Below are 25,796 nucleotides of genomic sequence, written 5' to 3' on the forward strand. Positions count from 1 at the left end.
CGACGCCGCGGACGCGCAGGACGGGCCCGGCACGACGGATACCCGGGACAGTTTCCGCGGTGGCTGGCGCCGGGGCGACGGGCGTTGAGCGCCGGACGTCAGAATGCCGGGATCGGGTCCGACAGCTGCTCGCTGATGAACTGGATCGGCCCCTCCCCCATGCTGGGGACGTACGTGTACGCGTCGTGCTTGCCGCCCGGTATCTCCTTGACCGAGGTGTGCACCGGGCCCTGCCCGTACTCCTTCACGAAGTTCTTGACTCCGTTGATGGTGATGGGGTCCTCCCGCGTGCCGTACTGGAAGGCGATGTAGACGTCGGGGCCCTTGCGGGCGATCAGGTCCTTCGCGAGGAGCTTGGGGTCGTTCTCGTCCCGCTCCTTGGGGTGGCCCTTCCACAGCGGGGAGTCGGGGTAGAAGTCCGGGCCGGAGGCGATCGCGGCCTTGAACTTGTCCGGGTGCTTCAGCACGGCCTTCATTCCGGCGAAGCCGCCGGAGGAGGAGCCCATGAACGCCCAGCCGTCGCGCGACTTGATCGTGCGGAAATTGGCCTTCATCAGGTCCGGGACGTCCTCGGTCAGCCAGGTACCCATCTTCGGCTGGTCCGGAATATCACTTCCGTCCCAGTACGTACCGTTGTTCTTGGGGTTGAGGACCGGCATGGCCAGCAGGAACGGCTTGCTCTTGCCCTCGGCGTACCACTTGGTGATCGACGACTGGAGCTTGAGGTTGGTCCCCATCCAGTAGTTGTTGGGGAAGCCGGGGCCACCGGGCAGGGCGATCAGGACCGGGAAGCCGTGGTCCTTGAACTTCGGGTCCTTGTACTCCTTGGGCGCCCAGACCCACACCTTGCCCGTGAAGCCGGACTTCTTGCCCTCCAGCGTGGTGACGGCGATGTGCGTTCCGTCACCGAGGGTCTCGGTGTTCTTGAAGTCGGCGGCGGGCCCGGTCGGCATCAGGATCTTGGAGTCCGGCTTCTGCGCACCGTTGGCGCCGCCGGCCTGGCCTCCGCCGCCGCTGCCCGCGGCCTGCTCCTGGCCGAAGCTGACCGGTGCCCCCTTGTCGGAGAACGGTCCGATCTTGAGGTACTTGAGCACGCCGGCGGCTATCAGCCCGACCACGGCCAGGGACGCCAGCACGATGGCCCACCGTTTGGCGCGGCGCGCGCGAACGTACCCCTCTGCCTGGTAGATCCCGCTGCTCGGTTGCGTCATTACGTCACTCCGGACATTCCTGCTACTGCCCCGAAGGACATGACCATGTGTTCCCGACCAGGTGGAGGGGCAGAGCCTTCCCCCGGTTCCGTCCGTGGCTATGACCTGCGTCGCTCTCGCAAGAACGCCGGCCGGCCTCCACGACCCACCGGAGATCGTAAAGGCCGGGGTCCGCGTCTCTATGCCCGGGTGCCGGTCGGGGCACCGCCGGTGCTAGCTTCCGGAGCCCACCGACGGCAGGTAGCGCGGCGCTCGCCAGGCCTTCAGCCGCTGCTCCACGGCCGCCCCCAGCGACAGCAGCCCGGCATCCCGGCGGTCGCCGGTCATCAGGAGCAGGCCTACGGGCAGCTCGCCCACGAAGCCGGCGGGCACCGACAGCGACGGGTACCCCGCCACGGCCGCGGGCGTGGAGGAGGGGATCACGTCGTTGTCACCCCGTGCACAGTCGGTGGTCCAGGCAGGTGGGTTCGTGGGCGCGGCGATGGCGTCCAGCCGGTGGGCGGCCAGGGTCTCGTCCAGGGAACGCCGGGAGAGGTCCTTCAGTTCCGCGCGCATGGCCCGGTAGCCCGGGTCGGTGGTGGGAGGCGCGGCGAGGGCCTGCTCGAAGAGCTCCTGACCCGCGAAGCACGTTCGCTCCGCGGGGTGGGTACGGGTGAACTCGATCAGCTCGGCGAGGTTGCGGGGCCCCTTGCGCGTGGCGAGGTACGCGTCGATGTCCCGGTGGAACTCGCTCAGCAGCGCCGGGAATTCGAGCTGGGCGAGGCGCTCCTGGTACGGGGGCGTCACCTGGACGACTTCGGCTCCCGCGCCGCGGAGCTTCTCCGCGGTACGCGTCATCAAGGCGTCCACCTCGGGTCCGAGCGAGGGCAGCCGCCACAGGCCGATCCGTTTGCCGCGCAGGCTGCCGCCGGCAGGGCCGGCAAGGCCGTCAGGGCGCGTGGCGAGGCCCGCACCACCCTCCTCACGCACGGCGCCCTCGCCACGCACGACACCTTCACCACGCACGACACCCTCGTCGCCACGGAGCACCGAAAACGTCAGCGCCGCATCGATCACGTTGCGCGCCATCGGCCCCGCGGTGTCCTGCTCGGCGGAGATCGGCACCACGCCGGCCCCGCTGACCAGGCCGAGGCTGGGCTTGTGGCCGACGACGCCGTTCATCCCGGCCGGGCACACGATGGAGCCGTCCGTCTCGGTACCGATCGCCACCTGCGCCAGGGACGCGGCGAGCGCGGCGGCCGAGCCGGAGGACGACCCGCACGGGTTGCGGTCCAGGACGTAGGGGTTGCTGGTCTGCCCGCCCACCGCCGACCACCCCGACGTCGGCTTGGCGGCGCGGAAGTTCGCCCACTCGGACAGGTTGGTCTTGCCGAGGATCACCGCGCCCGCGTCCCGCAGGCGCTTCACCAGGGCCGCGTCGGTGCCGGGCGGGCTGCCGGCCAGTGCCTGCGATCCGGCCGTCGTGGGCATGTCCCGGGTGTTCACGTTGTCCTTGAGCAGGACGGGGATGCCGTCGAGCGGGCTCCGGGCGCGGCCGTGGCGGTGTCTGACGTCGCTGGCGGCCGCCTGGCGCAGCGCTGTCGGGTCGGTGCGCAGCACCGCATGGATCCGGGGGTCGACGGTCTTGATCCGCCGCAGGTAGGCGGCGGTCAGGGCCGACGAAGTCAGCGACCCGTCCGTCATGCGGGCCTGCAATTGCGGGATCGTCACGGTCTCCAGGTCGATCCCCGGCGCGAGGTCGGTCCCCGGCTCAAGGTCGGTCCCCGGCTCCGGCGGGTGGGCACCGGACGGCGACGGCGAACCTCCGGCGCCGGATTCGGCGGCTCGCGCACCCGGAAGCGGTGCGCCCGCGACAAGGGATCCCATGGCCACGACGGCAATCAGCGTGGCAACGCTTCTCTGCCTCATCCTCATGAGCCTCAGCCGACTACACGCCCGCTGTCCGGCGCAAGGGTGCCGCAGTAGGGCTCGCGACTGCCGCAGCGGCGGCTCCCGAGACCGCCCCGGCGCCGGGCCCGACCCCCCGGAGGGGGCGGCCCGGCGTCGGGGGCCGGTCCGTGCCGGCTAGCCGGCCTGCTGCTCGTACCCCACGAGGCGGACGCAGACGGCGAGGCCCGCGATCGCCTGCTCCAGTTCCGCGAGGCCGGGGTAGCTGGGCGCGATACGGATGACCGTGTCGCGCGGATCGTTGCCGTACGGGTGCGTGGCACCGGCCGGGGTGAGCACGATGCCCGCCTCGGCGGCCCGGCGTACGACCTCCTTGGCGCAGCCGTCCTGCACTTCGAGGGTCACGAAGTAGCCGCCCTTGGGGGAGGTCCAGGTCGCGAGCCCGGTGCCGCCGAGCTCGGCGTCCAGGATGCGCGCGACCGCCTCGAACTTGGGCTGCAGCAGGGCGCGCTGGCGCTCCATGTGGGCCTGCAGGCCGGCTTCGTCCCGCAGGAACATCGCGTGCCGCAGCTGGTTGACCTTGTCGGGGCCGATCGACCGCTTGCCGTTGTTGGCGAGCAGCCACTGCACGTTCGCGGGCGACGAGCCGAAGAAGGCGACGCCCGCGCCCGCCGCAGTGATCTTCGAGGTGGAGCCGAACACGAACGTCCGGTCCGGGTTCCCGGCCTCGGCGCAGGCCGCGAGCAGGTCGGCGATCTCGACGGGCTCGTCGGTGAGGTGGTGGACGGCGTAGGCGTTGTCCCAGAAGATCCGGAAGTCCGGCGCGGCCGTGGTCATCGAGGCCAGGCGCGCCACGGTCGCGTCGCTGTAGCAGACGCCGTCGGGGTTGCTGTACTTCGGCACGCACCAGATGCCCTTGACCGCCGGGTCCTCGGCGACGAGCCGCTCCACGACGTCCATGTCCGGGCCTTCGGCCGTCATCGGCACCGGGATCATGTCGATCCCGAAGCGCTCGCAGAGGGCGAAGTGCCGGTCGTAGCCGGGGACCGGGCACAGGAACGCTATCCGCTCCTGCTCCACCCAGCGCGACTCGGCGCCCGGCAGCACGCTCAGCAGGGCGTGCACCAGGCAGTCGTGCATCAGCTCGAGGCTGGAGTTCCCGGCCGCGAGCAGCTGGGCGGCCGGCACCTGGAGCGCACCGGCGAAGATCTCCCGGAGCTCGGGCAGGCCCTGCAGCCCGCCGTAGTTGCGCACGTCCGTGCCGTCGGCCGAGGTGTGGCGCCCGCCGGGCAGGCTCAGCAGGCCCTCGGAGAGGTCGAGCTGGTCGGGAGCCGGCTTGCCCCGGGTGAGGTCGAGCGAGAGGCCCCGTCCCGCGAGGTCCCGGTAGTCCTCGCGGGCCTGCTGGAGGAGCCCGGTGAGGGTGTCGGGGCTCAGCTCGGTGGTCATGGTGTTTCCTCTCCCGGGTGCCGGTCGCCGGCTGTCTTCCTCGCCGACTGCCTGTCGATGAGATCGCGTGCCCGAGAATACAAACCGCCGCGGGGCGTCCCGGGGGCCGGTACCGGTGCCGGTGCCGGTCCGGCCGTCCGGTCAGGGGTTCCACACGCCCGTCGGCGCCGTCGCCCGCACGTACTCCTCGAAGGGGCGCGGAGCGCGGCCGAGCGCCTCCTGCACACCGGTGCTGACGTAGTCGTCCTCGCCGCGGCGTATGCCGTCCAGGAAGGAGGCGACGGCTTCGGCGTCCGCGACGGCGTGGCCGGCCGCGACCTGGGCGGCCACATAGGCGGCCGGGTCCTGGTGCCGGTGGCGCAGCTCGCGTCCGACGGCGTCACCGATGACGGCAAGGGCCTCGGCGAAGGTGAGGGCCCGGGGGCCGGACAGGTCGTAGGCCTTGCCGGCGTGGCCGTCACCGGTGAGGGCGGCGGCCGCCACGTCGGCGATGTCGTCCACGTCGACGAACGGTTCGCGTCCGTCCCCGGCGGGGGTCGTGAGCTCGCCGGCGAGGACCGCCGGCAGGAAGAAGTCCGGGGCGGCGAAGTCCTGCGAGAACCAGCAGGGGCGCAGCATCGTCCACTCCAGCCCCGACTGCCGGACCGCGGCCTCCGTCTCCGGTACGCCGCCGTCGGCGTCGAGGCCGCGCACCGACAGCTGGACGATCCGGCGGACGCCGGCTGCCTTCGCCCGGTCCACCAGCTCGGCGCGCTCGGGCAGGCCGAGCGTTTCGGTGGGAACGAAGTACACGGCCTCGGCGCCGGACAGCGCCGGGTCCCAGGTGGATCGGTCGGTCCAGTCGAAGCGGGTCGCCGACGAGCGGGAGGCGGACCGGACGGTGTGGCCGAGGGCCTGGAGGCGGGGGACGAGGCGGCTCCCGGTCTTGCCGGTGGCGCCGAGCACGAGGATCTGTGTCATGTCCGTCAGTCAACCGGGGCCGGACGGCACGTTCCATGGCTGATGCGGCCGGATCCATGCGTGATCGTCCCACCCAGTCCACCCCGTCCCACCCCATCCGTTCCAGGTGCGCCGGTACCGTTCGGGTGTGGATCTTCTCGACGATTACCTCTCCGGGGTCAGGGCGCGCGGGGCGGTGTTCTGCAGCACGGTGAGCGTCCCGCCCTGGGGCATGCGGTTCACCGATCCCGCTCCGCTCACGCTCAGCGCGATGCTGCGCGGCGACGCCTGGCTCGTGCCCGACGCGGGCGAGCCGGTCGAGCTGCCGCGGGGCGGCATCGCCCTCGTGCGGACGCGGTCGCCCTACACCGTGGCGGACCACCCGGACAGCAGGCCGCGCGTACGCGTCGACGGCGACGACCGCTGCACCCTCGTGGACGACCCCGCGGAGAAGGGCCGCAACTGGCGAGTGACCGGCCGCACCGTCGGGGAGACGGCCGGCAGTGCGACGGACCTGCTGGTCACCGCCGGGTACCGGGTCGGCGGCGACCTGTGCCGGCCGTTGCTCGACGCGCTGCCCCCGCTCGCGATCGTGCGCCCGGACCCGGGCCTGTCCGCGCTCCTCGACCTGATCGCCGCCGAGGTCAAGCACGACGAACCGGGGCAGCAGGTCGTCCTGGACCGCTTCCTGGACCTCCTGCTCGTACGGGCCCTGCGCACGTGGTTCGCCCGGCCGGGCGCCACCCCGCCTCCCGGCTACCGCGCCCTCGCCGATCCGGACATCGGGCACGTCCTGCGCAGGCTGCACGAGGAGCCCGCCCGGCCGTGGACGGTCGGCTCGCTCGCGGCAGAAGCGGGCATGTCCCGGACCGCGTTCGCCCGCCGCTTCTCGGCCCTGGTCGGCAGACCGCCCCTGACCTACCTCACCGACTGGCGCATGACCCTGGCCGCCGACCGGCTCCGCGCACCCGGGGCCACGGTCACGGCGGTGGCCAAGGAGGTCGGGTACGCGGACGGCTTCGCCTTCAGCACGGCCTTCAAACGCGTCCGCGGCACCAGCCCGTCCGCCCACCGCGCGGGGGCGCTGGGCGCTTGACGTGCGCGGCCCCCGGTGTGCGTTGTTGCGAGCTACGCGCCCGGAGTGCGCAGGTAGTACCAGGTGTTGGGGCCGACCTTGCCATCCGCGCTGATCTTCTTCTTGCCCGGTGCAGCCGCCGCCGTCCCGATCGCAGGCACCGCGAGCGCGGCGAGCATTCCCAGTGAGAGTCCAGCCCTTCTCCACCGCATCAGCGGCCCCTTCCGGTCGGTTCAGGGAACCCTCCAACTGTTGGCAGCATCAGTCCCGCCTGTCACCCCGGCGGGTCCGGATACGGCCGGAACAGACAGGGCAATGACGCGATACAGGCCACTGCAACGAGCAGCAAGAGTCTTGACAGCCGTGCACCGCACGGCCCTCCCGACGGGATGATGCCGTCACGAGGGCCGCACCGGTGTTCCCCGTCAGCCGTCCAGCCAGTCCCCGCCCATGGAGGTGCGCGCGTGGCCGAGCGTGTTCCACAAGAAGTGCGGGTGCGCACACCCGAACATGTAGACGAGAAGTGTGGTGTTCTCCCGCCAGCCCGGTGCTCCGCCCAGGCTCAGGGTGTGGAACAGGTCCGCTCCCAGTGGCCCCGAGGCATCCTGGACGTCCCGTGCGCCCTCGCCGCCCGCGAGACAGGCGAGCACGCCCGCCACGTAGGTGCGGCGCAGGATCTCCCAGGTGGTGTCCACGTCGCCGTGCCATTCACCGTGCAGGGTTTCGAACGCCCCGAGCTCGTCATGGAATGTCTCCCACGCCTCGGGGTGGACCTTCCGGCAGCGGGCCGAAAGCTCAGCCGCCCGCCGGCCGAGACGCCGGCCACCGAACCGCTCACCCAGCCGCAGGGTCACGCCCGAGGTGAGCAGCCCGGTGCAGGGGTTCGGCTGGAGCCGGCAGAGCACGCAGTCGTCCGCCGCGGGCATGCGGCCGGCAATTCCGTCGAACCAGAGGGCGTGACGGCCGTTCAGAGCCATCCACACGGCTGTGTTCCCGACCAGCTCGACGTTCCACAGCACTCCGAGGGCTTCCGGCATGCACTGGTACTTGTTGAGCGCGATGACGCACGCCGCCAAGGCCGTCTTGTCGTGGACGGGCATGGAGGCGAGCCAGAAGTTGTTGATCTCACCGGTGACGGCGTCAGCCCTGACGTCCACCATGTCGTCCACGACACGCGACAGGACCAGGGTGGTGAGGTTCTCCTCCAACCAGAGCTGGTCGTCGGGTGGTACGTGCCACCAGAGGCAGTCCATCGTCTGGAGCATGGTGTACGTGGTCATGTCCAGCGGTGTGGACTGCGGGAGCGAGACCGAACCCGCCCGGTGGCGGCCGATCCAGTACTCGTCCACGCAGCGCTTGTACTCGGTGAAGAGCCCGCTGACCAGTGCTCGCGCTCCGTTGATGCTGAAGTCCTTCGCCAGCCCCTCCTCGACGGACCGGGTCGTACCGGCAATGTCCATCGTCATGCCGGCTCGCTTGTACTCGGGGAAGGTAAGGATGTCGTCCTCGTAGCGGTGCCGCAGGCCGAGGCCCGTTTCGGCGTCCTGCAAGGCCCGGTTCCACACCCAGCCGCCGGTCAGGACACAATCGAACTCCTTCCGGTAGGGCCACGTCTTCACGGCGAGCGGCAGGCCGTCGCTGCGGCGCCAGGCGTAATCGCGCAGATGGCGGGGAGGCGGCACCGGAAGGTGGGAGCAGAGGACGCACGAACAGGGAAAGTCCTCTCCTGTGCCTTTCTCCGGAAGCGGGCCGGACGATGCCCGCTCGTACCAGGCGCCCTCCAGCATCCTGCCCGCCAGGCGGCACATCTCGAGGTCTGTGCCCAGGCACGGGAAGGCCTCTCCGACGGCGGCCAGCGCCTTTTCGAGCCCGTCGAGCCGGGCGGCCCCGGGCCCGTCCGGCTCGGGGAACTCCCGCGGCGGCCTCGCCAGGGTACCTACCGCGCGGATCTCCACAGTGCCGCGACGTGACGCGCTCGCGGACCCACCCAGCCGTTCGACGCTTGCTTGCTCGCGCCGCCTGTACTCTCGGGTGCAGTGCTTGATGTTCACCTTGATCGTATCGGCGAACCGGCTGCTTACCCCACCTCGTAACATCGGTCCCATGGCCCTCCAGTCATCGGGGTGTTCCCTGATGCAGTGCCTTGCCGGCGTGCGGGCTGTGCGCTGCGCAAGAGGTTGCCCTTGCAGCGCCACGGGTACCGGAAGAGGACGCCGCGCATCGGGGTGGGACGGGGCGTAGGCATATTCCTGAAGTGTCCTCCACAGGGACGGCACGACGCTCCTGTGCCCCACATCTCCTTATGACTCCAGAAACTCCATCCGGAGGAAAGAGCTCCGAACGTTCGCACCCGGTCCTGCGCCGTACGGCTACGGCAAGGCCGGTGGGGCTACCCCGCGGCCCGGACGTCATCGTGGGCCACAACACGGGGTACGGCGACTCCGAGCTCGTCGCGTACGGACGCACCGGACAGGCGCTGGAGCGTCTGGCCGCAACGCTCGGCACGGACTGGTCGGACGCAATCTGCGAACCGGAGAGCCACCACGAGGAAGGGTGAGTTTCGCAAGACCGTTCCGCCCGCGGCCTCGACGGCGGAGGACTACCGTGCCACTCTGGCGGGCGTGACGGTCAGCCCCCGGGCGAGCTACCAGTCCGTTGCCCTGCGGATCCTGGGGGCCGAGCGGTCCTCGTGGCGACTGCGGGACGGCGAGACCTGGTGCATGGTCACGCCGGTGGGGCACCGGCCCCGCAGACAGGGCTGGAAGATACACCTGTCGGCGACGGTCGACTCCGCTCCCCTGGTGCTGGAGGGCGCGGCGGCCGTCCTGGTGGCCCGCAGGTGCGCGTTCAAGTTCGCGGTGTCGCCGCGCGTCACCGCCGACCTCACGTCGGTCCGGGCCCCGCGGGAGCACTCGGGGAAGTTCCTCACCGCCTACCCCGCCGACGACGACCAGACGCGCGCGCTCGCGGAGGAGTTGCACCGGGCCACGTTCGGGCTGGCGGGGCCGGCGATCCTGTCGGACCGGCGGTACCGGCCGGGCAGTCCGGTGCACTACCGCTACGGCTGCTTCGCACCACCGCGCGAACTCGACGACGAAGGCTTCTACCGCGGCCGGCTGCGGGCGCCGGACGGAACCCTGACGGCGGACGAACGCAACCCGTGGTTCTCCCCTCCCGCCTGGGCGCGGCCGCCGTTCGGCCTTCCTACCGCCGCACGCACCGAGGGCGCCCGTGGCGGCCCGGTCCTCCTCGCCGGCCGGTACCTCGTCCGCGAGGCGATCCGCCACTCCAACCGCGGAGGCGTCTACCGCGCGCGGGACCGGCTCACCGGCGAGGACGTCCTGCTGAAGGAGGCCCGCCCGCACGTCGGCGCGCAGCCCGGCGGGACGGACGCCCGGGACTGGCTGCGCTACGAGGCCGACGTGCTGGCCCGTCTGGCGCCGCTCGGCATCGCCCCTGCTCCGCGCGAGGTCTTCGAAGCCGGCGGGCACGTCTTCCTCGCCGAGGAATTGATCGAGGGCGAGAACCTGCACCGGTGGTCGGCGGAAGAGGCGTCACACCACGGAGGCCGGCTGCCGGTCGCTGCCGCGTGGCACCTCGCGCGTGAACTCACCCGCGCGGTCGGTGACGTGCACGCCGCCGGTTTCCTTCTGCGCGACCTCAAGCCGACCAACGTCGTGATGAGGCCCGGCGGCACCGAAGGGTCGGGCGGCGCCCGCAGCACCCCCGTCCTGGTCGACCTCGAATGCGCAGTGCGCGCCGGCGGTGCGGACACCCACGTGGCGGGCACCCAGGGTTTCACCGCACCCGAATACCTTTCCCGCGCAGGCACCGCACCCCTGCCCGTACCCGTACCCGGCCCCGAAGCGGACTGCTTCAGCCTGGGCGCCACCCTGCTCAACGCCACCACCGGTCTCAACCCGCTGCTCGCCCCGGACACCCCGCCCGCACGGCCCGTGGGTGAACGCCTCGCAAGGATGGTGGAGGCCGCCGCCGCGGACTGTCCTGCCCTGGCCGCTCTCGCGCCCCTCGTCCTCGGGCTGACGGCCGACGCGCCGGACCGCTGGCCGCTCGACAAGGCCGCCGCGTTCCTCCGGGCCGCACCGCCGGCCCCCACAGCAGCTCCGGCCCCGGCCCCCGGCCCGCTGCTGGAAGGGGCAGCGCTCGACCGGCTGTTGCACGACGGACTCGCCCACATCTCCGCGACCGCCGACCCGGCCGCCGTGCACCTCTGGCCCCGGCCGCGCTCGCTGCCGGAAGGTGACCCCTGCAGCGTCCAGCAGGGCGCGGCCGGTGTTCTGGCCGTCCTCGACAGGGCCGTCCGTACGGGAGAAGCGCCCGAGGCCGAACCCCTGCTGCGTACCGCCGCCCACTGGCTCGACGCGCAGCTCGCCCTCCCCGGGCGCGTGCTGCCCGGGCTGTACTTCGGCCGCTCGGGCACGGTCTGGGCGCTCCACGACGCGGCACTGACGCTGGGGGACTCCGGGCTCGCCGACCGCGCCCGCGCGTACGCCCTGCGCATCCCGCTGGAGTGGTCCAACCCCGACGTGTGCCACGGCTTGGCCGGCGCCGGCCTGGCCCAGCTGCACCTGTGGCACTCCACGGGCGACCCCCGTTTCGCCGAACGCGCCTCGCAGTGCGCGGACGGCGTGCTCCGGTGCACCGCGGAAGCCGAGACCGGGGCCGGGGCCGGGACCGGGACCGGGGTCGACTGGCCGGTCGGGCCGCCGTACCGCCGCGAGCTCTCCGGCTCCGCCGTCTACGGTTTCGCGCACGGCGTCGCCGGCCACGTCGCGTTCCTGCTCGCCGCCGGGCGCGACCTCGGGCGGCCCGAGCTCGTCGACATCGCGATCGGCGGCGGGCACGCCCTGTGCGCCGTGGCCGAGCGCCGAGGCGACATCGCGGTCTGGCCCAAGGGGCCGGGCCGTACGGAGCGGACCGGCCTCGACTTCTGGTGCAACGGCGCCTCCGGCATCGGCACCGCGCTCATCAGGCTGTGGCAGCTGACCGGTGACCCGCTGTTCCGCGAGTACGCGGAGCGGGCGGGGCGCGCGGCCCACCGGGACCGCTGGCGGGTCGGTCCGGGCACCTGCCACGGCGTGGCCGGAAACGCCCAGTTGCTCCTCGACCTGGCCGGCATGACGGGCGACGCGGCCTACCGCACCCGGGCCGCGGAGGCGGCCTTCTGCCTGTACGCGCGGGCTGCCCGGCAGGGCGGGCTGCTGGTCGTACCCGACGACACGCTGCGCGGGTTCTGCGTGAGCTACCAGGTGGGCCTCGCGGGCGCCCTGGACCTGCTGCTGCGCATCAAACACGGCGGCGCCCGCCCCTGGACGGCGGACCGCGCGGATCAGGGGTGACGGCGAGGAAGTGAGAGGAGGTGAGAGGAAGCGAGAAGAAGTGAGAGGAGGTGAGAGGAATGGAGGAAACCGTTCTGGAGCTGCAAGAGCTGCCCGAGACCGAGGAGCAGGCGCTGGAACCGGCCATGTGCTGTGACACCGACCACACGAGCGGTCAGTGCACGGACCCGCCGCGCTGCCCGCCGTAAGCCTTCTCCCGCACGGGCGGAACGAACGAATGGGACAGCACGTGACCGACGGAACATGGGCGGCCGTGCTGTCCCCCCGCGCCTCCGCCACCGTCCTCGACCGCATCACGTCCACCGTGAGGCCGCACCGCGTGCCCCGCCGTGTGCGCCCCGACCTCGCCGGCGGTGGCGCCGGCCCGGCCCTCGCGTTCCACCAGCTGGACCGTTGCCTGCCGGGACGCGGCTGGGGGCCGCCCGCCGAGCAGTATCTGACCGCCGCGATCAGGGGGTACGAGCAGCTCGGCGCCTCGGCCGGCCTCTTCGGCGGCGTGGCGGGCCTGGCCTTCGCCACGTGGGCGGTCTCGCGGGACGAACCGGCCCTGCCGGCCCTCCACGACCGCGTGGTCCGGGAATCCCTCACCAGGGCGGGGGCGCTCGGGTGCGGGTCGGCACCCGTCCGCGCCTCCGACGTCGACGTCGTCTCCGGCCTGGCGGGCGCGGGAGCGTACCTGCTGTGCCGGCACCGGGAGCCGAGGGCGTCGGCCGCGCTGCAGGCGGTGCTCACCGCCCTGACGCGCATTCGGCTGGAGGCTCTCCCCGAACCGGGGGCGGCGCACGGGCTGTCCGGCCCCCTCGCCCTGCTGTCGCTGGCCCTCGCGGAGGGTGTCGCCGTGCCCGGGCAGCGCGAAGCCGTCGGCCGGCTCGCCGACGTCGTCAACGCCCGTCGCAGCGACGACGCCTGGGGCCCGAACTGGCCCGCCACGACCGCCGGCCGTACCGTACGCGCCTCGTGGTGCCGGGGCGGCCCCGGCATGGCCCGCGCCCTGTGGCTCGCGGGTGCGGCGCTCGGCGACCGCGCCCTGTGCGACCTCGCGGTGCGTACGCTGCGGGCCGTGCACCGGCGGCCCCCCGAAGAGCGCCGCATCGACGGCGATCCCGGCCTCTGCCACGGGGTGGCGGGCCTGCTCCAGATCACGTCGCGCTTCGCCCACGACACCGGCGACCCCGAACTCGTCGCCTGTGCCCGCAGTCTCGCCTCCGCAGCGGTTCCTGCGGCCGGCGGACCCGGCTTCCTCGACGGCGCGTCCGGCATGGTGCTCGCCCTGCTGGGCGCGGCCACGGACGTGCCTCCGGCCTGGGACCGGGCCCTGCTGCTGGCGTAGCCGGGGCGGCGGGGGCGCCCGCGTGCCGCCCTTGCACGGGAGACGGCGCTTCCTCCTGGGTATCCCCTCTGCGGGAGTGACCGGCGATCCTGGAGGGAAAAGTCACGCCATGACGGGACATCAGGGCCACGACCGGCCCGGCACCGCATCGATCTCGTACCTCAGACGCAGATTCCTCACACTGACGGCGGCCGCGACCGTGCTGGCGTTCACGACCGAGCCCGGCCGCGCGAGAGCCGAGGAGCTCGGTGACCGTGTCCTCGGCGACGACCCCTTCACCCTCGGCATCGCCTCCGGCGACCCCCTTCCGGACGCCGTGGTGCTGTGGACGCGGCTGGCGCCGCGCCCGTGGGAACCGGGCGGCGGGCTGCCGCCCTCAGGGGTGGTCCCCGTGCGCTGGGAGGTCTCGGAGGACGAACGGTTCTCGCGCGTCGTGCGCCGGGGACAGGCCGCCGCCGACGCCGACTTCGGGTACAGCGTGCACGCCGACGCCCGGGGGCTCAAGGCGGGGCGCACCTACTGGTACCGCTTCAGAACCGGCTCCTGGGTGAGCCCCGTCGGCCGGACCCGCACCGCTCCGGCTCCCGGCAGCTCTCCCGCGCAGCTGCGCCTGGGCGTGGCCTCGTGCCAGCAGTACGACGAGGGGTACTACACCGCGCTGGCGCACCTGGCCCGCGAGGACCTCGACGTGGTCTTCTTCCTGGGCGACTACATCTACGAGAACGCCATCGACGCCCAGGCCGGGGACCGCCGGCTCCCGGAGGGCAGCCGGCTCCCCGACGTCTTCGCGCACGAGACCGTCACGCTGGCGGACTACCGCCTGCGCTACGCCCTGGGCAAGTCCGACCCGGACCTGCAGGCCGCGCACGCCGCCCACCCCTGGTGCGTCACCTGGGACGACCACGAGGTGGAGAACAACTACGCGGCGGCCGTGTCGCAGGACGAGGACCCGGCCGACGCGTTCCTGCTGCGCCGGGCCGCCGCCTACCGGGCGTACTGGGAGAACATGCCCCTGCGCCTGCCGCACCCCACGGGGCCGGACATGCGGCTGTTCCGGCGGTTCCGCTACGGGCGGCTCGCCCAGTTCGACGTCCTGGACACGCGGCAGTACCGCTCGGACCAGGCGTACGGCGACGGCTGGAAGCAGCCCGGCCCGGCTTCCGAAGACCCCTCCCGCACGCTCCTCGGCCCCGCGCAGGAGCAGTGGCTGGCGAATGGATTCCGCAGCTCCTCGGCCGTCTGGAACGTCCTCCCCCAGCAGGTCGCCTTCTCGCGGCGCCGGCTGAGCCGCGAGAACTCTCCTCTGTCCATGGACGCCTGGGACGGGTACCCGGTGGCCCGCAAGCGGCTCCTCGACGCCGCGCACACCGCGCGGATCACCAACCTCATGGTGCTCTCGGGTGACTCGCACATCCACCTCGGCATGGACATCAAGGAGGACTTCGACAATCCGTCCTCCCCCACGCGCGGCGTCGAGATCCTCGGCACGTCCATCTCCAGCGGAGCCGACGGAGTCGAGAAGCCGGAGGACTGGGAGAGCCTCCTCGCCGTCAACCCGCACATGGCGTACTACGCCAAGCGCCGCGGCTACGTCGTCGTCACCCTCACCCCGACGCAGGCCCGCGCCGACTACCGGACCCTCCCCTACGTCACCCGCCCGGGCGCCCCCGTCTCGACCGCCGCCACCCTGATCTGCCGGGCGGGCCGCCCCGGTTTCGAACGGCCGTCTCCGTAGCGGCGCTGCCGCTCCGGACCGGGCTCAGCCGACGAGCAAGGCCCGCGCCCACTGTTCCTCGCGCTCCTCGATGTAGGCGGTGTCGTTCCGCCAGGTGTCACCATAACCTTCCGTAGACGTCGGCGAAGATCCTCAGGCGGCCGGCCGCGTCGGTGCGCTGCCGGGCGGGGCCCGCGGACAGCGGGACGAAGCCGTGCGCGGCACAGGCGACTGCCACTGGGCGTCGGCCGGTGGCGTGAAGCCCTCCGCGGCGTCGTGGAAGTCCCTGATCAGGCGGGCGACACGAGCCGGCTTCCGCGGAGGCTCCAGCAGGGCGAACCGGTCCGGCCAGACCGTCTCGCCCGGGGCGAAGGTCAGCACCTCCCGGCCCCGGTCGTCGATGCCGAGGGGGCGGGGTGCCGCCCTGAAGCCCGTCGCGTGCAGGTGGTTCAGCAGTGCGTGCACGGCCGGGGTCCACGGGCCCGCGGGGCGGCGGACGGTGTCGCCGATGCGGACGACGCCGGCGCTGACGTTTCCGCCGGACGTGGGCGCCCCGTGCGATCACCTCGATTACGGGCCCGTGGCGCCGGAGGCGTCGTCCCGGCCGGGGGCGTCGTCCAGCAAGTGGGGGCCGTTGTTGCGGACGTCGTTGACCGCGGTCGACACGGCGCGGGCGGCGAGGTCGCCGCCGGCGGGAGTGGTCAGGAGCGCGCGGAGCTCTTCGGGGTCCTGGTGGGCGGGGTCGAGCCAGGCGGCGTAGTCGGCCGGGGCGATGGCCAGTGGCATGCGGGGGTGGATACGGCCGGCGGCGTCCGTGGCCTCGGTGGTGATGATGCTGCAGGTGGTCCACCACACCGCCGGTCCGTCGTCGCCGGTGGCCGGGTCGCGCCAGAACTCGTACAGTCCCGCCAGCGCCATCACCTGACCGTCCGCGGGACTGATGAAGTACGGCTGCTTGCGGGCCTTCGTGGCCGGGGTCGCGGCGACGGCCTCCCACTCGTAGAAGCCGTCGGCCGGCAGCAGGCAGCGGTGTTTGGCGAAGGCGCGGCGGAAGGCGGGCTTCTCGTGCACCGTCTCCACCCTGGCGTTGATCATCTTGGCGCCGGTGCTCAGGCTCTTCGCCCAGGACGGCACCAGGCCCCACCGCAGTGCCCGCAGGTGCCGTTCGATCGCGCCGCTCTCGCGGTCGGCGCGCTCCAGTACGGCCCACACGTCATCGGTGGGGGCGACGTTCCAGCTCGGTGCGAGGAGCGGCTCCGGGTCCCACTGGGTGACGGAGAACAGCCCGGCCAGGTCCTGCGGGCTGCGGGTGGAGACGTAACGGCCGCACATGACGCCCGTCAGACCCGGTCGCCGGTCAGGTGCAGCGGCTTGCGCGGGGCGGGGGGCCGGCTGTCCGTGGACGGGTCGGGAACGTCGTCCTCGCGCTCGGCCGCGTACCAGCCCAGGCCGCGCAGGATCGCCTTGGGCATGGTCGGCGGCAGGGCGCGGTCGAGGGCCGGCCAGGCCTCTTCGAGGAGGGACCGGGCGTGGGCGCGGGCGGCGTCCACCGCACCGCACTCGGTGAGGACGGCGGCGACGGCTTCCGCCGCCCGCGGAGTGGCGCAGCCGCCGCGCACGGCCTGCCACACGGCGCGCAGGCGGTCGGGTGGCAGCAGGCCCACGGCGTGCGCGAGCGGCACCGTGACCTTGCCGTTGAGCAGGTCCTCGGCCACGCGCTTGGCCGCGCGGCGGCGGCCCCCGTGCCTGACGGTGCCGATGCCGCGGAGGTCCGCGACGTCGTCGCTGATCTGGTAGGCCACGCCGAGGGCTTCGAAGTAGCTGCCGACGGCGGCGGTCTCCGCCTCCGTGGCACCGGCGAGCAGGGCGCTGGCCTCGGCGAACATCCGTACGGGCAGGCCGGACTTCAGCCGGTGGGTGGAGTGCAGCCGCTGCAGCAGCACCGAGGCGTCGCCGCTCGCCACGGCCGCGTCCATGGCCTGCTCGTGGCCGGCGATGTCGAGGGCCTGCCCGGCGTGGCCCGCGCGCAGCGCGCGCAGGTAGGCCCGGTGTACGCGCAGGCGCAGCACGGGGTCGTCGGGCAGGATGTCGTCCGCCACGCGGTCGAAGACGAAGTAGGCGGCCGTGCCCGCGTTGACGGCGGTCGGCAGGCCGAAGACTTCGTGGACGGTGGGTCCGCCGCGCCGCATGGGGGAGGCGTCTTCCACGTCGTCGACGATGAGGGACCCGGTGTGCATCAGCTCGGTGACGGCCATCAGGGGGCGGTAGCGCTCGGCGGACCCGTCGAAGAGGGCCATGACGCAGACGGAGGCGAAGGAGCGCCACGACTTTCCGCCCAGGTCGGCGAGGTGGCGTACGGGCAGGACGAGTCCGGCGTGCACCTCGCCGCACGAGGCCTCGTCGAGCGGGACGTGTCCTTCGAGGCCGGCCAGGGTGCCCACCGCCAGGGGGTCGGGGGTGCCGGGGTAGAGCCGGCGCACTTCCGCCCGCGTGATCCGGCCGATGCGGCGCATGAAGTCTTCGAGGTCACCGATGGTGTTGGGCGGGACGAACTCCACGCGCGCGTGGCCGGCGACGGGCTCTCCGCCCATCGTGCCCTCCACCCGGCACCGGCCGTGCCACAAGGCGCGGCCGTGGGACATCGACACGACCTCCTGATCGTAGGGGGACGCGACGAGCCGCACGTCGAGGTCCGCTCCGGCGATCCGCAGCCGGGTGACGACGGGGTAGGAGTTCATGCTGGAGGAGGATTCCCAGCAGTGCGCGGTCCACAGCTCGGCACGGACCTGCCGGCCGCGCCCGTCCGGACCGGCGACCGTGCACATCGTGTGCTGTGCCTGCGTCGTGTGGGTGGTCATGGGCCGGTCGAGCAGGTGCGGGGGATCCGTCATGCCGGGCGCACCCGCCACACCGGGCACATCCGGTACGCCTGATGCGTCTGACGCGCCTGCCCCGCCTGACACGGTCTCCTCAACGAGGCTGACGCGCAGGAGCGACGCGTCCCAGCCGTTGTCCAGCTGCACCTGTGCCCAGGTCCAGGCGGTCTCCGCACCGCCGGGCCGGTACGCGCCCGCCGGGCCGGTGCCGTAGGAGTGCTCCAGCCACGCTTCTCCCGTGACGGGCACGGGGTCGCGGCCGGGGGCGGACACCGTGCCTTCGGCTCTCATCCGCGGCCGGCACGAGGAGAACAGGGCGGCCCGGGGCGGTGGTTCCGTACCGTCGCCGCCCTCGCACAGCGACAGGGGTGGTTTGCCGGGGCGGAGGGTCAGGGCGAAGCCCCCGCTCTCGCCGGTCACCACGACTCCGTACGAGCCGTCCGGGCGGCCGGTGAGGGCGGCGACGCCGCCGAAGTCCAGGTTCAGCCGGTGCGAGGCGAGGCGTACGGGTGCGCGCAGCAGCCGGTCGGGCAGGAGCGGACTGCCGCCGGCAAGGGCGTCGAGGACGGCGCGGCGTACGTGGGGGTCCCATGCCGAGGCGTCCTCGAAGACGGAACGGGCCTCGGCGAAAGCGGCGCCGTCCAGCCAGGACTCGGCGGTGCGGTCGCCGGTGACGTGGTCGGCGTGCGACCAGATGACGGTGTGGGCGGGGGGCCGGTCGGCGCGCCCAGCGGGTCCCGGCGGGTCCGTCTCGTCTGTGGCGGCCGGCCGCCGGCACAGGAACTGCACGGACAGGCTGTGCTCCCGGCCCCCGGCCGTCCGTACCCGGGCGTTGACGGACCACCGTTCGACGGAACGGTCCGGGTGGGGCAGGTCCTCGCCCACGAGGTCGGTGGATCCGGTGGTGGACGAGGACGGCGGTGCCTGTGCGACGTGCTTGTTCACGGGTGTCCCAAGGGGAGTCCTGCGGTGCGGGTTGCGTTCCGGCCGTAACCGCCCAACCGCACGAGCGTCAACACGGTTACCTCCGACCACCCGTATGGATCGCCGGGGGCGGGCGATCCGTGCCCTGTCGGGTGCATTCGGGTGAGCGCGGGCGCGCCACTCCCGGCAGTGCCCGGCCGCCGCCGTATACCCGGGTCACGACGGATGGGAACGGTGGACGAAGATGATCACGCGGTGGGTGGTTTCCCGTCCCTGGCGGGTACTGGCCGGGGCGGGCCTGCTGGGCGCGGTGCTGGGGCTGTGGCTGCTGGGAGCCCGCCCCCAGTTCAGCGGTGGCGGCTATCTCGCCACCGGCACCGAGGCCGCCCGCGCCGACGCCGTCCTGGCCGAACGCTTCCACGCGGGCCTGCCGGACCTGGTGCTGCGCGCGGACGCCGGCTCCCCCGCCGCCTCCGAGACCGTCTCCCGGGCGGGCCTGGACCTCACCGTCAGGCTCTCGCAGCAGCCGGGTGTCGAGCGCGTCTACTCGTACTGGAACACCGGCGCCGCCGAACTGCTGAGCAAGAACGGGCGCAGCGTCCTGGTCGTGGCCGACCTGGCGGGGGACGACGCGGCCACGGCGCGGGCCGCCGCCCGGCTGGTGCCGCGCTTCACCGGGGTCCACGGTCCGCTGCGGGTGTCGGCCACCGGCACCTCCTACGTCTCGGCGCAGGCCACCGAGGTCAGCGGGAAGGAGTTGCTGCGGGCCGAGCTGCTCGGAGTGCCGCTGGCCGCGGTGGCGCTGCTGCTGGCCTTCGGCTCGCCGGTCGCGGCCCTGCTGCCGGTGGTGACCGGGCTGTTCGCGGTGCTGGGCGCCTATCCCCTGGTGTGCGCGCTGGCCGGGACGATGCCCGTGTCCGCGCTCGCCACGAACGTCGCCACGGCGCTCGGCTTCGGCGTGGCCGTCGACTACGGGTTGCTCCTCGTCAGCCGCTTCCGCCAGGAGCTCGCCACCGCGGGGGCCGCCGCGGAAGCCGCCGGGGAAACGGAAGGCGGCGGTCACGACACCCGGGGCGCCACGCTGCGCACCATGCGCACCGCCGGGCGCACGGTGCTCTTCTCCAGCGGCACGGTCGCGGTCTGCCTGACTCCCATGCTGCTGTGTCCCCTGCCGTTCCTGCAGTCCCTGGCCTGCGCGGGCATCGCGGTCGTGCTGTGCTGCGGGCTGGCCACGGCGCTGGTCCTGCCGGCGCTGCTGGTCCTGTTCGGCCGCTGGATCGACCGCGGCGCCCCACGGGCCCGCCTGCGCCGGGCGCGCTCGGCGGAGAGCCCGCTGTGGCGGCGCGTCGCCCGGGCCGCCACTGCCCGCCCGCTCCTGGCCGGCAGTTGCTGCGTGCTGCTGCTCGCCGCGTCGGCGCTGCCCTTCGCCCACGTCCGCTTCGGCGTCACCGACTACCGGGTGCTGCCCGCCGATCTGGAGTCCCACGCTGTCGCCGCCGGGGTCGAGCGCGACTTCTCCCTCCCGTGGGACCGCGCCGTCACCGTTCTGTTGCCGGCCACCGATGCCGTCGAGCAGGAGGCCGAGGTGACCGCCTACGCCCGGCGGCTGTCCGAACGACCCGACGTCGCGAGCGTGGTGACGGGCCTGGGGACGTACGCGCACGGGCGGCAGACGGCCGGGCCCACGCCCGGGTCGCTGCTGCAGATCACCACGGGCGCCACCTGGCTCGCGGTGACGGGATCCGGTCCCCCCGCGAGCGACGCCGCCCTCGTACGGACCCTGCGCGCGCTGCCCTCCCCCGGCCCGCACCTGGTCACCGGGTGCCCGGCGCGCGTGCTGGACACCAAGGCGGCCCTGGCGCACACACTGCCGTTCATCGGGGCGCTGCTGACCGGATGCGTGCTGGTCCTGCTCTTCCTGTTCACCGGCTCGCTGCTCATCCCGCTCAAGGCCGTGCTGCTGGCAGCGCTGAGCATGTGCGCGAGCTTCGGAGCCATGGTCCACGTCTTCCAGGACGGTCATCTGCGCGGCCTCCTCGGGTCGTTCGCGGTGACCGGCGAGCTGGAGACGGCCATGCCGGTGGTGATGTTCTGCTTCGCCTTCGGCGTCTCGGTGGACTACGAGCTCTTCCTCATGGCCCGCATCCAGGAGGAGTACCGGGCCGGCGCCGACTGCCGCACCGCCGTCGTCGACGGCATCGCCCGCACCGGACGGGTGATCACCGCGGCGTCGTCGCTCGTCGCCGTCGCCGTGCTGCCGCTGGTGACCTCGCACGTGGTGCTGCTGAAGATGTTCGGATGCGGCATCGCCCTCGCCGTGCTCGTGGACGCCACCCTCGTCCGCGGCGTTCTCGTGCCCGCCTTCATGCGGCTGGCCGGCCGCGCCAACTGGTGGGCGCCGGCGCCGCTGCGCCGCCTCCACCGGCGCCTCGGACTCCATACCGCCTTCGTGCCGCCGGCTCCCACGGGTGCCGTGCCGGCCCAGCAGAAACAGACCGTGAGGAAGAAGGTCCGCACATGACCACCACGCCCCGCCCGCGCCGCCTGTCTCGCACGCGCCACCGCACCCACCGCCCGCGCAGCGCGACGATCCACGCCGCTCTGGGCGCCCTGCTCCTCGGCGCCCTCTGCACGTCCGCCGGTCCCGGGGCCGCGCCGGCCACGGCCGCACCCGGCGCGGCCCGGACGGCTGCGGCCGGGACCGCTCTGGCCTGCTCCCTCCAGACGGCCCCCGGCGAGCCCCTCGTCTTCAGCCCGCCCGTGACCGGACGCGTGCGCCAGGTGTCGGCCACGGGCACGGTCCTGCTCGACCGCTGCACCTCCCCGGGCGGCAGCCAGCGCGGAATCCGGTCCGGACGGATGGTCCTGCGCGGCTCGGCGACGGCCAACTGCCTCACCGCCACCCGGCCCGAGGGCTCCGCCACCATCACCTGGTACCACGGCTGGGCCCAGCGCGGCCGGACCGCCGGCACCTCCCGCCTGAGGCCGGCCGCGCGGGGCGGTGGCGGCTACACCCCGGCCGACACCTTCCTCAGCGGCGACGTCGTCTCCGGGCGGATGGCGTACCGCCACGTCCGCGGCTGGGCGATTCCCACCACCGACGTCACCGGCTGCGCGGGCCGCGGGCTGCGGACCGTCGCGGGACGGGGCAACATCTCCTTCTCCTGACCCTCGCCGTGCACGGTCAGGCCTTCCGGGCACCCGTCCACACCAGCAGCGCCTGCGCCCGCTCGGCGGCCAGGGCACGCGGGTCGGTGGTGCGGGTCGCCCAGGCGACGTGACCGTCGGGCCTGACGAGTACGGATCTCACGCCGTCGAGGTCCGACCGGGCGTCGTTCCGGCGGGCGGTGACGGTACGGGCGCGGGCGCGGGGGTGGGGGTGGGCGCGGATGCAGGGGTGAGGGTCTCCGTCTTCGAAGTCCAGCAGGACGAGGCGGCCGTCGCGGAGGAGTTCGTAGACGCGGCCCGGCCCCGCCGCCGTCGTCAGGTCGATGTCGGGCATGCGCCGACCGGTGAGCGGGTCGGCGTCCGGCAGGGACGGCGGGTAGGCGGTGTCGAGGGCGGAGATCCGGCCGGCCAGGTACCGGTTGACGTCGCCCATGCCCAGGAGGGTGTCGAGCAGCTCGCACAGGAGCCCCGCCGGCAGTCCGTACTGCTCGGTGAGGGGGAGTTCCACCAGCAGGGTCTGCGCCCGGGTGCCGGTGGTGACGGCGTGGCCGACGGGGTGCCGCTCGGCGTGGTACGTGTCCAGCAGGCCGGGCGGCGCCCAGCCCCGGACGGTGGCGGCGAGTTTCCACCCGAGGTTCATGGCGTCCTGCAGCCCGGTGTTCAGCCCCTGGGCGCCGACGGGGAAGTGGACGTGCGCAGCATCGCCGGCGAGCAGGACCCGGCCGCGGCGGTAGGTCTCGGCGAGGCGGGTGGTGTTGCCGAACCTCGACAGCCACCGGGGCTCGCCGATGCCGCAGTCCGTGCCGCACACCTGCCGCAGCGAGCTGCGGAACTCCTCCAGGCTCACCGGTTCGCAGGAGGGCGTGCGGATCCGCCGGGGGTCCATGACCACGAACCGGGTCAGCCCCGCCTCCAGGCGGGCGACGAGCACGCCGTGCCGCCGGGCCCGTTCGTTGCAGGCGTGGTCGGCGACGGCGAAGTCCCCCACGACCGCGGTCATGGTCTCGCGCGTCCCCGGGAACCCGATGCCGGCCGCCTGCCGCACCCGGCTGCGCCCGCCGTCGCAGCCGACGACGTACGAGGAGCGGACCGTGACCGGGCCGCCGGGGCCGGAGAGACCGGCCTCGACGCCGTGGGCGTCCTGCGCGACGGAGACGGCCTCGTACCCGCGGCCGACCTCCACGCCCAGCTCGCGGGCCCGCTCGGCCAGCAGTGCCTCGGTCCGCACCTGGGCGAGCAGCAGCGCGTAGGGGTGGCGGGTGTCGAGCGCGGTGAAGTCGAGCCGCCGCTTGAGGCTGACGGCGAACTGCCAGCCGGGGACGGTGCGGCCCGCCGCCAGGAAGCGGCCGGCCAGGCCGCGCATGTCCATCGACTCGATGCTGCGAGGGTGGAGGTTCAGCGCCCGTGACTCCCTGTGGGGCGTCGTGCGCTGGTCGACCACCCGGACACGTACGCCCGCCAGGGCCAGTTCGCACGCCAGCAGCAGCCCGGTCGGCCCCGCCCCCACGATCAGCACCTCGGTGTTCACGCTTGCGTCCGTGCCTGCACCCCGGGACGTCACGCCCTCACCCTTCGCCACGCGGGCGAAGACCGTCAAGCGGCCCTCCGTGATTGGCCGAAGCCGACGCTTGGCCGCGGCGCGGGCGCGCACTGGAATGGAGACGGCCGGGCCGACGGGCCCACGAGAGGAGTCCGCCAGTGATCCACATGACCGAGACCCTGGCCGTCCAGACCGTCGAGGACTTCCTCACCGCCGACGAGACGGCCGAGCTGACCAAGGTCCTGGACGAACACCTCGCCTCCACCGGCTGGGTTCCCGCACGGCCCAGCGAGGGAACGACGCCGCCCGAAGCGGTGCAGGCCGTCCTGGACGGCGCCGTGCGGCGGGCCCTGCCCGCGCTGCGCCGGGTCTTCCCCTCCGCCTCGGGCACCGATCCGTGGCTGTACCACGACCTCAAGCCGGGCGACCGGATCCGTCCGCACGTCCACGGCGTGGGCGACCCGCAGACCCGGCCGCAGCGGATCGCCCGGATCGCCTTCAACCTCCAGGACGCCGAAGAAGGCGGCGAGTTCCACCTCGACACGTACTCGGCCGATGCCCTGTGGAGCGACACGGCCACCACGGCCGGGGGCCCGTACGCGCCGGGAACACGACTCGTCCACGAGATCACGGCCCGCTCAGGGCCGGTGAAGCTCGACGAGCTTCCGCACACTCGCTGGATCTGCAGCCCGCCGCCGGGCGCCACCGTTGTCTACGGCACCCAGCTGGTCCACGGCGTCCTGCCGGTCACGAGGGGCAGGGTGCGCAAGCTCATCACCAACCTCCTCGCGTGACGCCGCCCCGCCGCAGGCCGTCCAGACCGCGCCGCAGCTGCGCGACCGCTTCGTCCACCCTGTCCGTGCCGTCCGCTCCGCCCGTGCCGTCCGCCCCGGCCAGCAGCGTTCCCGGGGGCAGGGACCTCAGCCAGGCCCGCGCAGCGTCGGCGCGGTCGTCCGGGACGCAGACGACGGGGCGGTAGTACCCGCCGGTGAACGGGCCCCGGTTGGCGGGGTTTCCCGGAAAGGACATCAGCTCCGTCCCCGCCGGCGGGCGCGGCAGGGCGACCTCGTTGGGCACGGGCAGTTCGAGCGCGACGCGGTGGGCCTGCAGGCGGCCCCCGCGGTCGCTGCGGGCGGACGGCCAACGGCCCAGCACGGCGTGCGCGTAGGCCAGGTGCGGATCGAGGCCCGTACTCGCCCAGCTCATGTTGGACACGCCGCCCAGCCTGCCGTTCAGCTCGATCACCTGCAGCCGGCCGTCGTCGGTGACGGCGAAGTCCATCTGCCACGGCCCCACGGGGAGGGTCGACTCCACCATGTCGGCGACCGTGGTGGCCAGTTCCTCCTCCGCCGGCGCGGGCAGCACTGCCGGTGCGACCCGGACCCTCCGGCCCGGGGCGCAGTCGCCGTCGAGCCGGCCCAGCGAAGCCACCGGCCACGCAAGCGTGCCCGGCTTCCCGGAGAGGAACTCCGCCGCGTACTCCTCCCCCGACACCGCCTCCTGGACCAGCACCGGATACCTCACCTCACCGGACACGCGGGCCAGCTGCTCCGCGTCCCGGACGTAGTGCCGCCCGGCGTGGAACTCGCTGCGGGCCTCCTTGACCAGGGCAGGGAGCCCGAGTTCGCCCGCGGCCCCCGGGAGCTCCCCCGCCTCCTCGCAGACCACTCCCCGCGGTACGGGCCAGCCCCGCTCGCCCGCGAGGCGGTGGAACGCCACCTTGTCCCCGGCCGCCGTGGCGAACGCTTCCGTGTGCACGGGCATGCGGCAGCCGGCGCCGCGCAACCGGGACGCCGCCCGGGAGTAGACGGACAGGAACTGCTCCTGGCCGGGGCACCCCGTGTTGGGGACGGCGACTTCGGCCCGGTGGTCATCGAGCAGCTGCAGCAGGCTGCCTTCGTCGAGGACCGCCGGCAGCTCTCCGCATGCCGTCCCGGGGCCGAGGAAGGCGGTCAGGTCCGCGAATCCCAGCACGGTGACCTCCGCACCGCCGCTCCTGAGCGGTGGCACGATCCTGTCCGCGCGGAACTCCCCCAGGACGACCGTACGGACCGGTGGCGTCACCGGCTCACCGGCCTCGCCGACTGCCGGAGCGCGGCCGCAGCAGTGCCGCCGCCAGGACGGCCGGGGTGGTGAGCAGCAGGGTCAGCGTCACCAGCGACAGCCCCCGGAGCTGCTTCTCGCTCGCCGACGGCAGGACCTTGTGGTAGGCGGGGCAGCGGTTCCGGGAACCGCACAGATTGGTGGGCGGCTTCGGAACGGGCAGCGAGTCCGGCGGTGCGGGAGGCGTGGGGGGTGCGGGGGGACGAGGCGGCGTATTGACCAC

Annotated in this window: 20 protein-coding genes and 1 pseudogene; 9 read left to right on the forward strand and 12 right to left on the reverse strand. The window is 73.4% G+C overall.

Annotated elements, in window-relative coordinates; genetic code table 11:
- Positions 1 to 98 precede the first annotated feature (98 nt).
- The 4 genes from ACSNOG_RS21865 to ACSNOG_RS21880 all read right to left on the reverse strand — a co-directional run bounded on the left by ACSNOG_RS21865 (position 99) and on the right by ACSNOG_RS21880 (position 5,504).
- Complete coding sequence (locus tag ACSNOG_RS21865; RefSeq protein WP_436754383.1) at positions 99 to 1,211, reverse strand: alpha/beta hydrolase; 1,113 nt, start codon at positions 1,209 to 1,211, stop codon at positions 99 to 101.
- 213 nt (positions 1,212 to 1,424) lie between these two features.
- Entirely contained in the window at positions 1,425 to 2,894 is a 1,470-nt protein-coding gene (locus tag ACSNOG_RS21870; RefSeq protein ID WP_436754401.1) for an amidase family protein, read from the reverse strand.
- A 381-nt stretch (positions 2,895 to 3,275) separates the two neighbouring features.
- The gene (locus tag ACSNOG_RS21875) at positions 3,276 to 4,544 is read right to left on the reverse strand and encodes an aminotransferase class I/II-fold pyridoxal phosphate-dependent enzyme (RefSeq protein ID WP_436754384.1); all 1,269 of its coding nucleotides are present in this window, start codon (positions 4,542 to 4,544) and stop codon (positions 3,276 to 3,278) included.
- 141 nt (positions 4,545 to 4,685) lie between these two features.
- Positions 4,686 to 5,504, reverse strand: coding sequence for an NAD(P)H-binding protein (locus tag ACSNOG_RS21880; RefSeq protein WP_436754385.1), 819 nt, complete (start codon positions 5,502 to 5,504; stop codon positions 4,686 to 4,688).
- A gap of 127 nt (positions 5,505 to 5,631) precedes the next feature.
- On the opposite strand from ACSNOG_RS21880, the gene ACSNOG_RS21885 reads away from it, so the two are divergent.
- Entirely contained in the window at positions 5,632 to 6,579 is a 948-nt protein-coding gene (locus ACSNOG_RS21885) for an AraC family transcriptional regulator (protein ID WP_436754386.1), read from the forward strand.
- A 32-nt stretch (positions 6,580 to 6,611) separates the two neighbouring features.
- Here ACSNOG_RS21885 and ACSNOG_RS21890 read toward each other — a convergent pair whose 3' ends face one another.
- Both ACSNOG_RS21890 and ACSNOG_RS21895 read right to left on the reverse strand, forming a co-directional pair.
- Positions 6,612 to 6,737, reverse strand: coding sequence for a hypothetical protein (locus tag ACSNOG_RS21890; protein WP_436754387.1), 126 nt, complete (start codon positions 6,735 to 6,737; stop codon positions 6,612 to 6,614).
- Positions 6,738 to 6,983: 246 nt separating this feature from the next.
- The gene (locus ACSNOG_RS21895; protein ID WP_436754388.1) at positions 6,984 to 8,513 is read right to left on the reverse strand and encodes a hypothetical protein; all 1,530 of its coding nucleotides are present in this window, start codon (positions 8,511 to 8,513) and stop codon (positions 6,984 to 6,986) included.
- A 428-nt stretch (positions 8,514 to 8,941) separates the two neighbouring features.
- Here ACSNOG_RS21895 and ACSNOG_RS21900 point away from each other — a divergent pair, with 428 nt between their 5' ends.
- The 5 genes from ACSNOG_RS21900 to ACSNOG_RS21920 all read left to right on the forward strand — a co-directional run bounded on the left by ACSNOG_RS21900 (position 8,942) and on the right by ACSNOG_RS21920 (position 14,983).
- A complete protein-coding gene (locus ACSNOG_RS21900) occupies positions 8,942 to 9,115 on the forward strand; it encodes a hypothetical protein (RefSeq protein ID WP_436754389.1) in 174 nt (57 codons plus the stop codon).
- 163 nt (positions 9,116 to 9,278) lie between these two features.
- Positions 9,279 to 11,918, forward strand: a complete 2,640-nt coding sequence (gene lanL / locus ACSNOG_RS21905) for a class IV lanthionine synthetase LanL (RefSeq protein WP_436754402.1) — start codon at positions 9,279 to 9,281, stop codon at positions 11,916 to 11,918.
- Positions 11,919 to 11,977: 59 nt separating this feature from the next.
- Complete coding sequence (locus tag ACSNOG_RS21910) at positions 11,978 to 12,106, forward strand: hypothetical protein (RefSeq protein ID WP_436754390.1); 129 nt, start codon at positions 11,978 to 11,980, stop codon at positions 12,104 to 12,106.
- 29 nt (positions 12,107 to 12,135) lie between these two features.
- Positions 12,136 to 13,248: a lanthionine synthetase C family protein gene (locus ACSNOG_RS21915; protein WP_436754391.1), complete on the forward strand. Its 1,113-nt coding sequence runs from the start codon at positions 12,136 to 12,138 to the stop codon at positions 13,246 to 13,248.
- Between the two features lie 109 nt (positions 13,249 to 13,357).
- On the forward strand, positions 13,358 to 14,983 hold the full coding sequence (locus ACSNOG_RS21920; RefSeq protein WP_436754392.1) for an alkaline phosphatase D family protein: 1,626 nt from the start codon (positions 13,358 to 13,360) through the stop codon (positions 14,981 to 14,983).
- A 132-nt stretch (positions 14,984 to 15,115) separates the two neighbouring features.
- On the opposite strand, the gene ACSNOG_RS21925 is transcribed toward ACSNOG_RS21920, so the two are convergent.
- From ACSNOG_RS21925 to ACSNOG_RS21935, 3 genes are all read right to left on the reverse strand, one after another.
- Complete coding sequence (locus ACSNOG_RS21925) at positions 15,116 to 15,427, reverse strand: hypothetical protein (protein ID WP_436754393.1); 312 nt, start codon at positions 15,425 to 15,427, stop codon at positions 15,116 to 15,118.
- 105 nt (positions 15,428 to 15,532) lie between these two features.
- Positions 15,533 to 16,294: an SOS response-associated peptidase gene (locus ACSNOG_RS21930; RefSeq protein ID WP_436754394.1), complete on the reverse strand. Its 762-nt coding sequence runs from the start codon at positions 16,292 to 16,294 to the stop codon at positions 15,533 to 15,535.
- A gap of 8 nt (positions 16,295 to 16,302) precedes the next feature.
- The gene (locus ACSNOG_RS21935) at positions 16,303 to 18,783 is read right to left on the reverse strand and encodes a polyprenyl synthetase family protein (protein ID WP_436754395.1); all 2,481 of its coding nucleotides are present in this window, start codon (positions 18,781 to 18,783) and stop codon (positions 16,303 to 16,305) included.
- 238 nt (positions 18,784 to 19,021) lie between these two features.
- Here ACSNOG_RS21935 and ACSNOG_RS21940 point away from each other — a divergent pair, with 238 nt between their 5' ends.
- Both ACSNOG_RS21940 and ACSNOG_RS21945 read left to right on the forward strand, forming a co-directional pair.
- Complete coding sequence (locus ACSNOG_RS21940) at positions 19,022 to 21,283, forward strand: MMPL family transporter (RefSeq protein ID WP_436754396.1); 2,262 nt, start codon at positions 19,022 to 19,024, stop codon at positions 21,281 to 21,283.
- Entirely contained in the window at positions 21,280 to 21,930 is a 651-nt protein-coding gene (locus ACSNOG_RS21945; RefSeq protein WP_436754397.1) for a hypothetical protein, read from the forward strand. Before ACSNOG_RS21940 ends, ACSNOG_RS21945 begins: the two co-directional genes overlap by 4 nt.
- A gap of 16 nt (positions 21,931 to 21,946) precedes the next feature.
- Here ACSNOG_RS21945 and ACSNOG_RS21950 read toward each other — a convergent pair whose 3' ends face one another.
- The gene (locus tag ACSNOG_RS21950; RefSeq protein ID WP_436754398.1) at positions 21,947 to 23,458 is read right to left on the reverse strand and encodes an FAD-dependent monooxygenase; all 1,512 of its coding nucleotides are present in this window, start codon (positions 23,456 to 23,458) and stop codon (positions 21,947 to 21,949) included.
- Between the two features lie 170 nt (positions 23,459 to 23,628).
- On the opposite strand from ACSNOG_RS21950, the gene ACSNOG_RS21955 reads away from it, so the two are divergent.
- Positions 23,629 to 24,264 (forward strand): hypothetical protein, encoded by a 636-nt coding sequence (locus ACSNOG_RS21955; protein ID WP_436754399.1) that lies wholly within the window; start codon positions 23,629 to 23,631, stop codon positions 24,262 to 24,264.
- Here the strand turns inward: ACSNOG_RS21955 and ACSNOG_RS21960 are convergent.
- The gene (locus tag ACSNOG_RS21960) at positions 24,245 to 25,534 is read right to left on the reverse strand and encodes an ATP-grasp domain-containing protein (protein WP_436754400.1); all 1,290 of its coding nucleotides are present in this window, start codon (positions 25,532 to 25,534) and stop codon (positions 24,245 to 24,247) included. The genes ACSNOG_RS21955 and ACSNOG_RS21960 overlap by 20 nt on opposite strands.
- 4 nt (positions 25,535 to 25,538) lie before the next feature.
- Positions 25,539 to 25,796: pseudogene (locus tag ACSNOG_RS21965) on the reverse strand (hypothetical protein); the annotation flags it as partial.

This window comes from Streptomyces sp. URMC 124 (genome assembly GCF_051386455.1).
GTDB lineage: Bacteria > Actinomycetota > Actinomycetes > Streptomycetales > Streptomycetaceae > Streptomyces.

Excerpts from the sequence above, each read along its gene's own strand:
- ACSNOG_RS21875 (WP_436754384.1), bottom strand. The coding sequence starts at position 4,544 with ATGACCACCGAGCTGAGCCCCGACACCCTCACCGGGCTCCTCCAGCAG.
- ACSNOG_RS21870 (WP_436754401.1), bottom strand. The coding sequence starts at position 2,894 with ATGACGGACGGGTCGCTGACTTCGTCGGCCCTGACCGCCGCCTACCTG.
- ACSNOG_RS21880 (WP_436754385.1), bottom strand. The coding sequence starts at position 5,504 with ATGACACAGATCCTCGTGCTCGGCGCCACCGGCAAGACCGGGAGCCGC.
- ACSNOG_RS21930 (WP_436754394.1), bottom strand. The coding sequence starts at position 16,294 with ATGTGCGGCCGTTACGTCTCCACCCGCAGCCCGCAGGACCTGGCCGGG.
- ACSNOG_RS21865 (WP_436754383.1), bottom strand. The coding sequence starts at position 1,211 with ATGACGCAACCGAGCAGCGGGATCTACCAGGCAGAGGGGTACGTTCGC.
- ACSNOG_RS21920 (WP_436754392.1), top strand. The coding sequence starts at position 13,358 with ATGACGGGACATCAGGGCCACGACCGGCCCGGCACCGCATCGATCTCG.
- ACSNOG_RS21915 (WP_436754391.1), top strand. The coding sequence starts at position 12,136 with ATGGGACAGCACGTGACCGACGGAACATGGGCGGCCGTGCTGTCCCCC.
- ACSNOG_RS21945 (WP_436754397.1), top strand. The coding sequence starts at position 21,280 with ATGACCACCACGCCCCGCCCGCGCCGCCTGTCTCGCACGCGCCACCGC.
- lanL (WP_436754402.1), top strand. The coding sequence starts at position 9,279 with ATGGTCACGCCGGTGGGGCACCGGCCCCGCAGACAGGGCTGGAAGATA.
- ACSNOG_RS21890 (WP_436754387.1), bottom strand. The coding sequence starts at position 6,737 with ATGCTCGCCGCGCTCGCGGTGCCTGCGATCGGGACGGCGGCGGCTGCA.
- ACSNOG_RS21910 (WP_436754390.1), top strand. The coding sequence starts at position 11,978 with ATGGAGGAAACCGTTCTGGAGCTGCAAGAGCTGCCCGAGACCGAGGAG.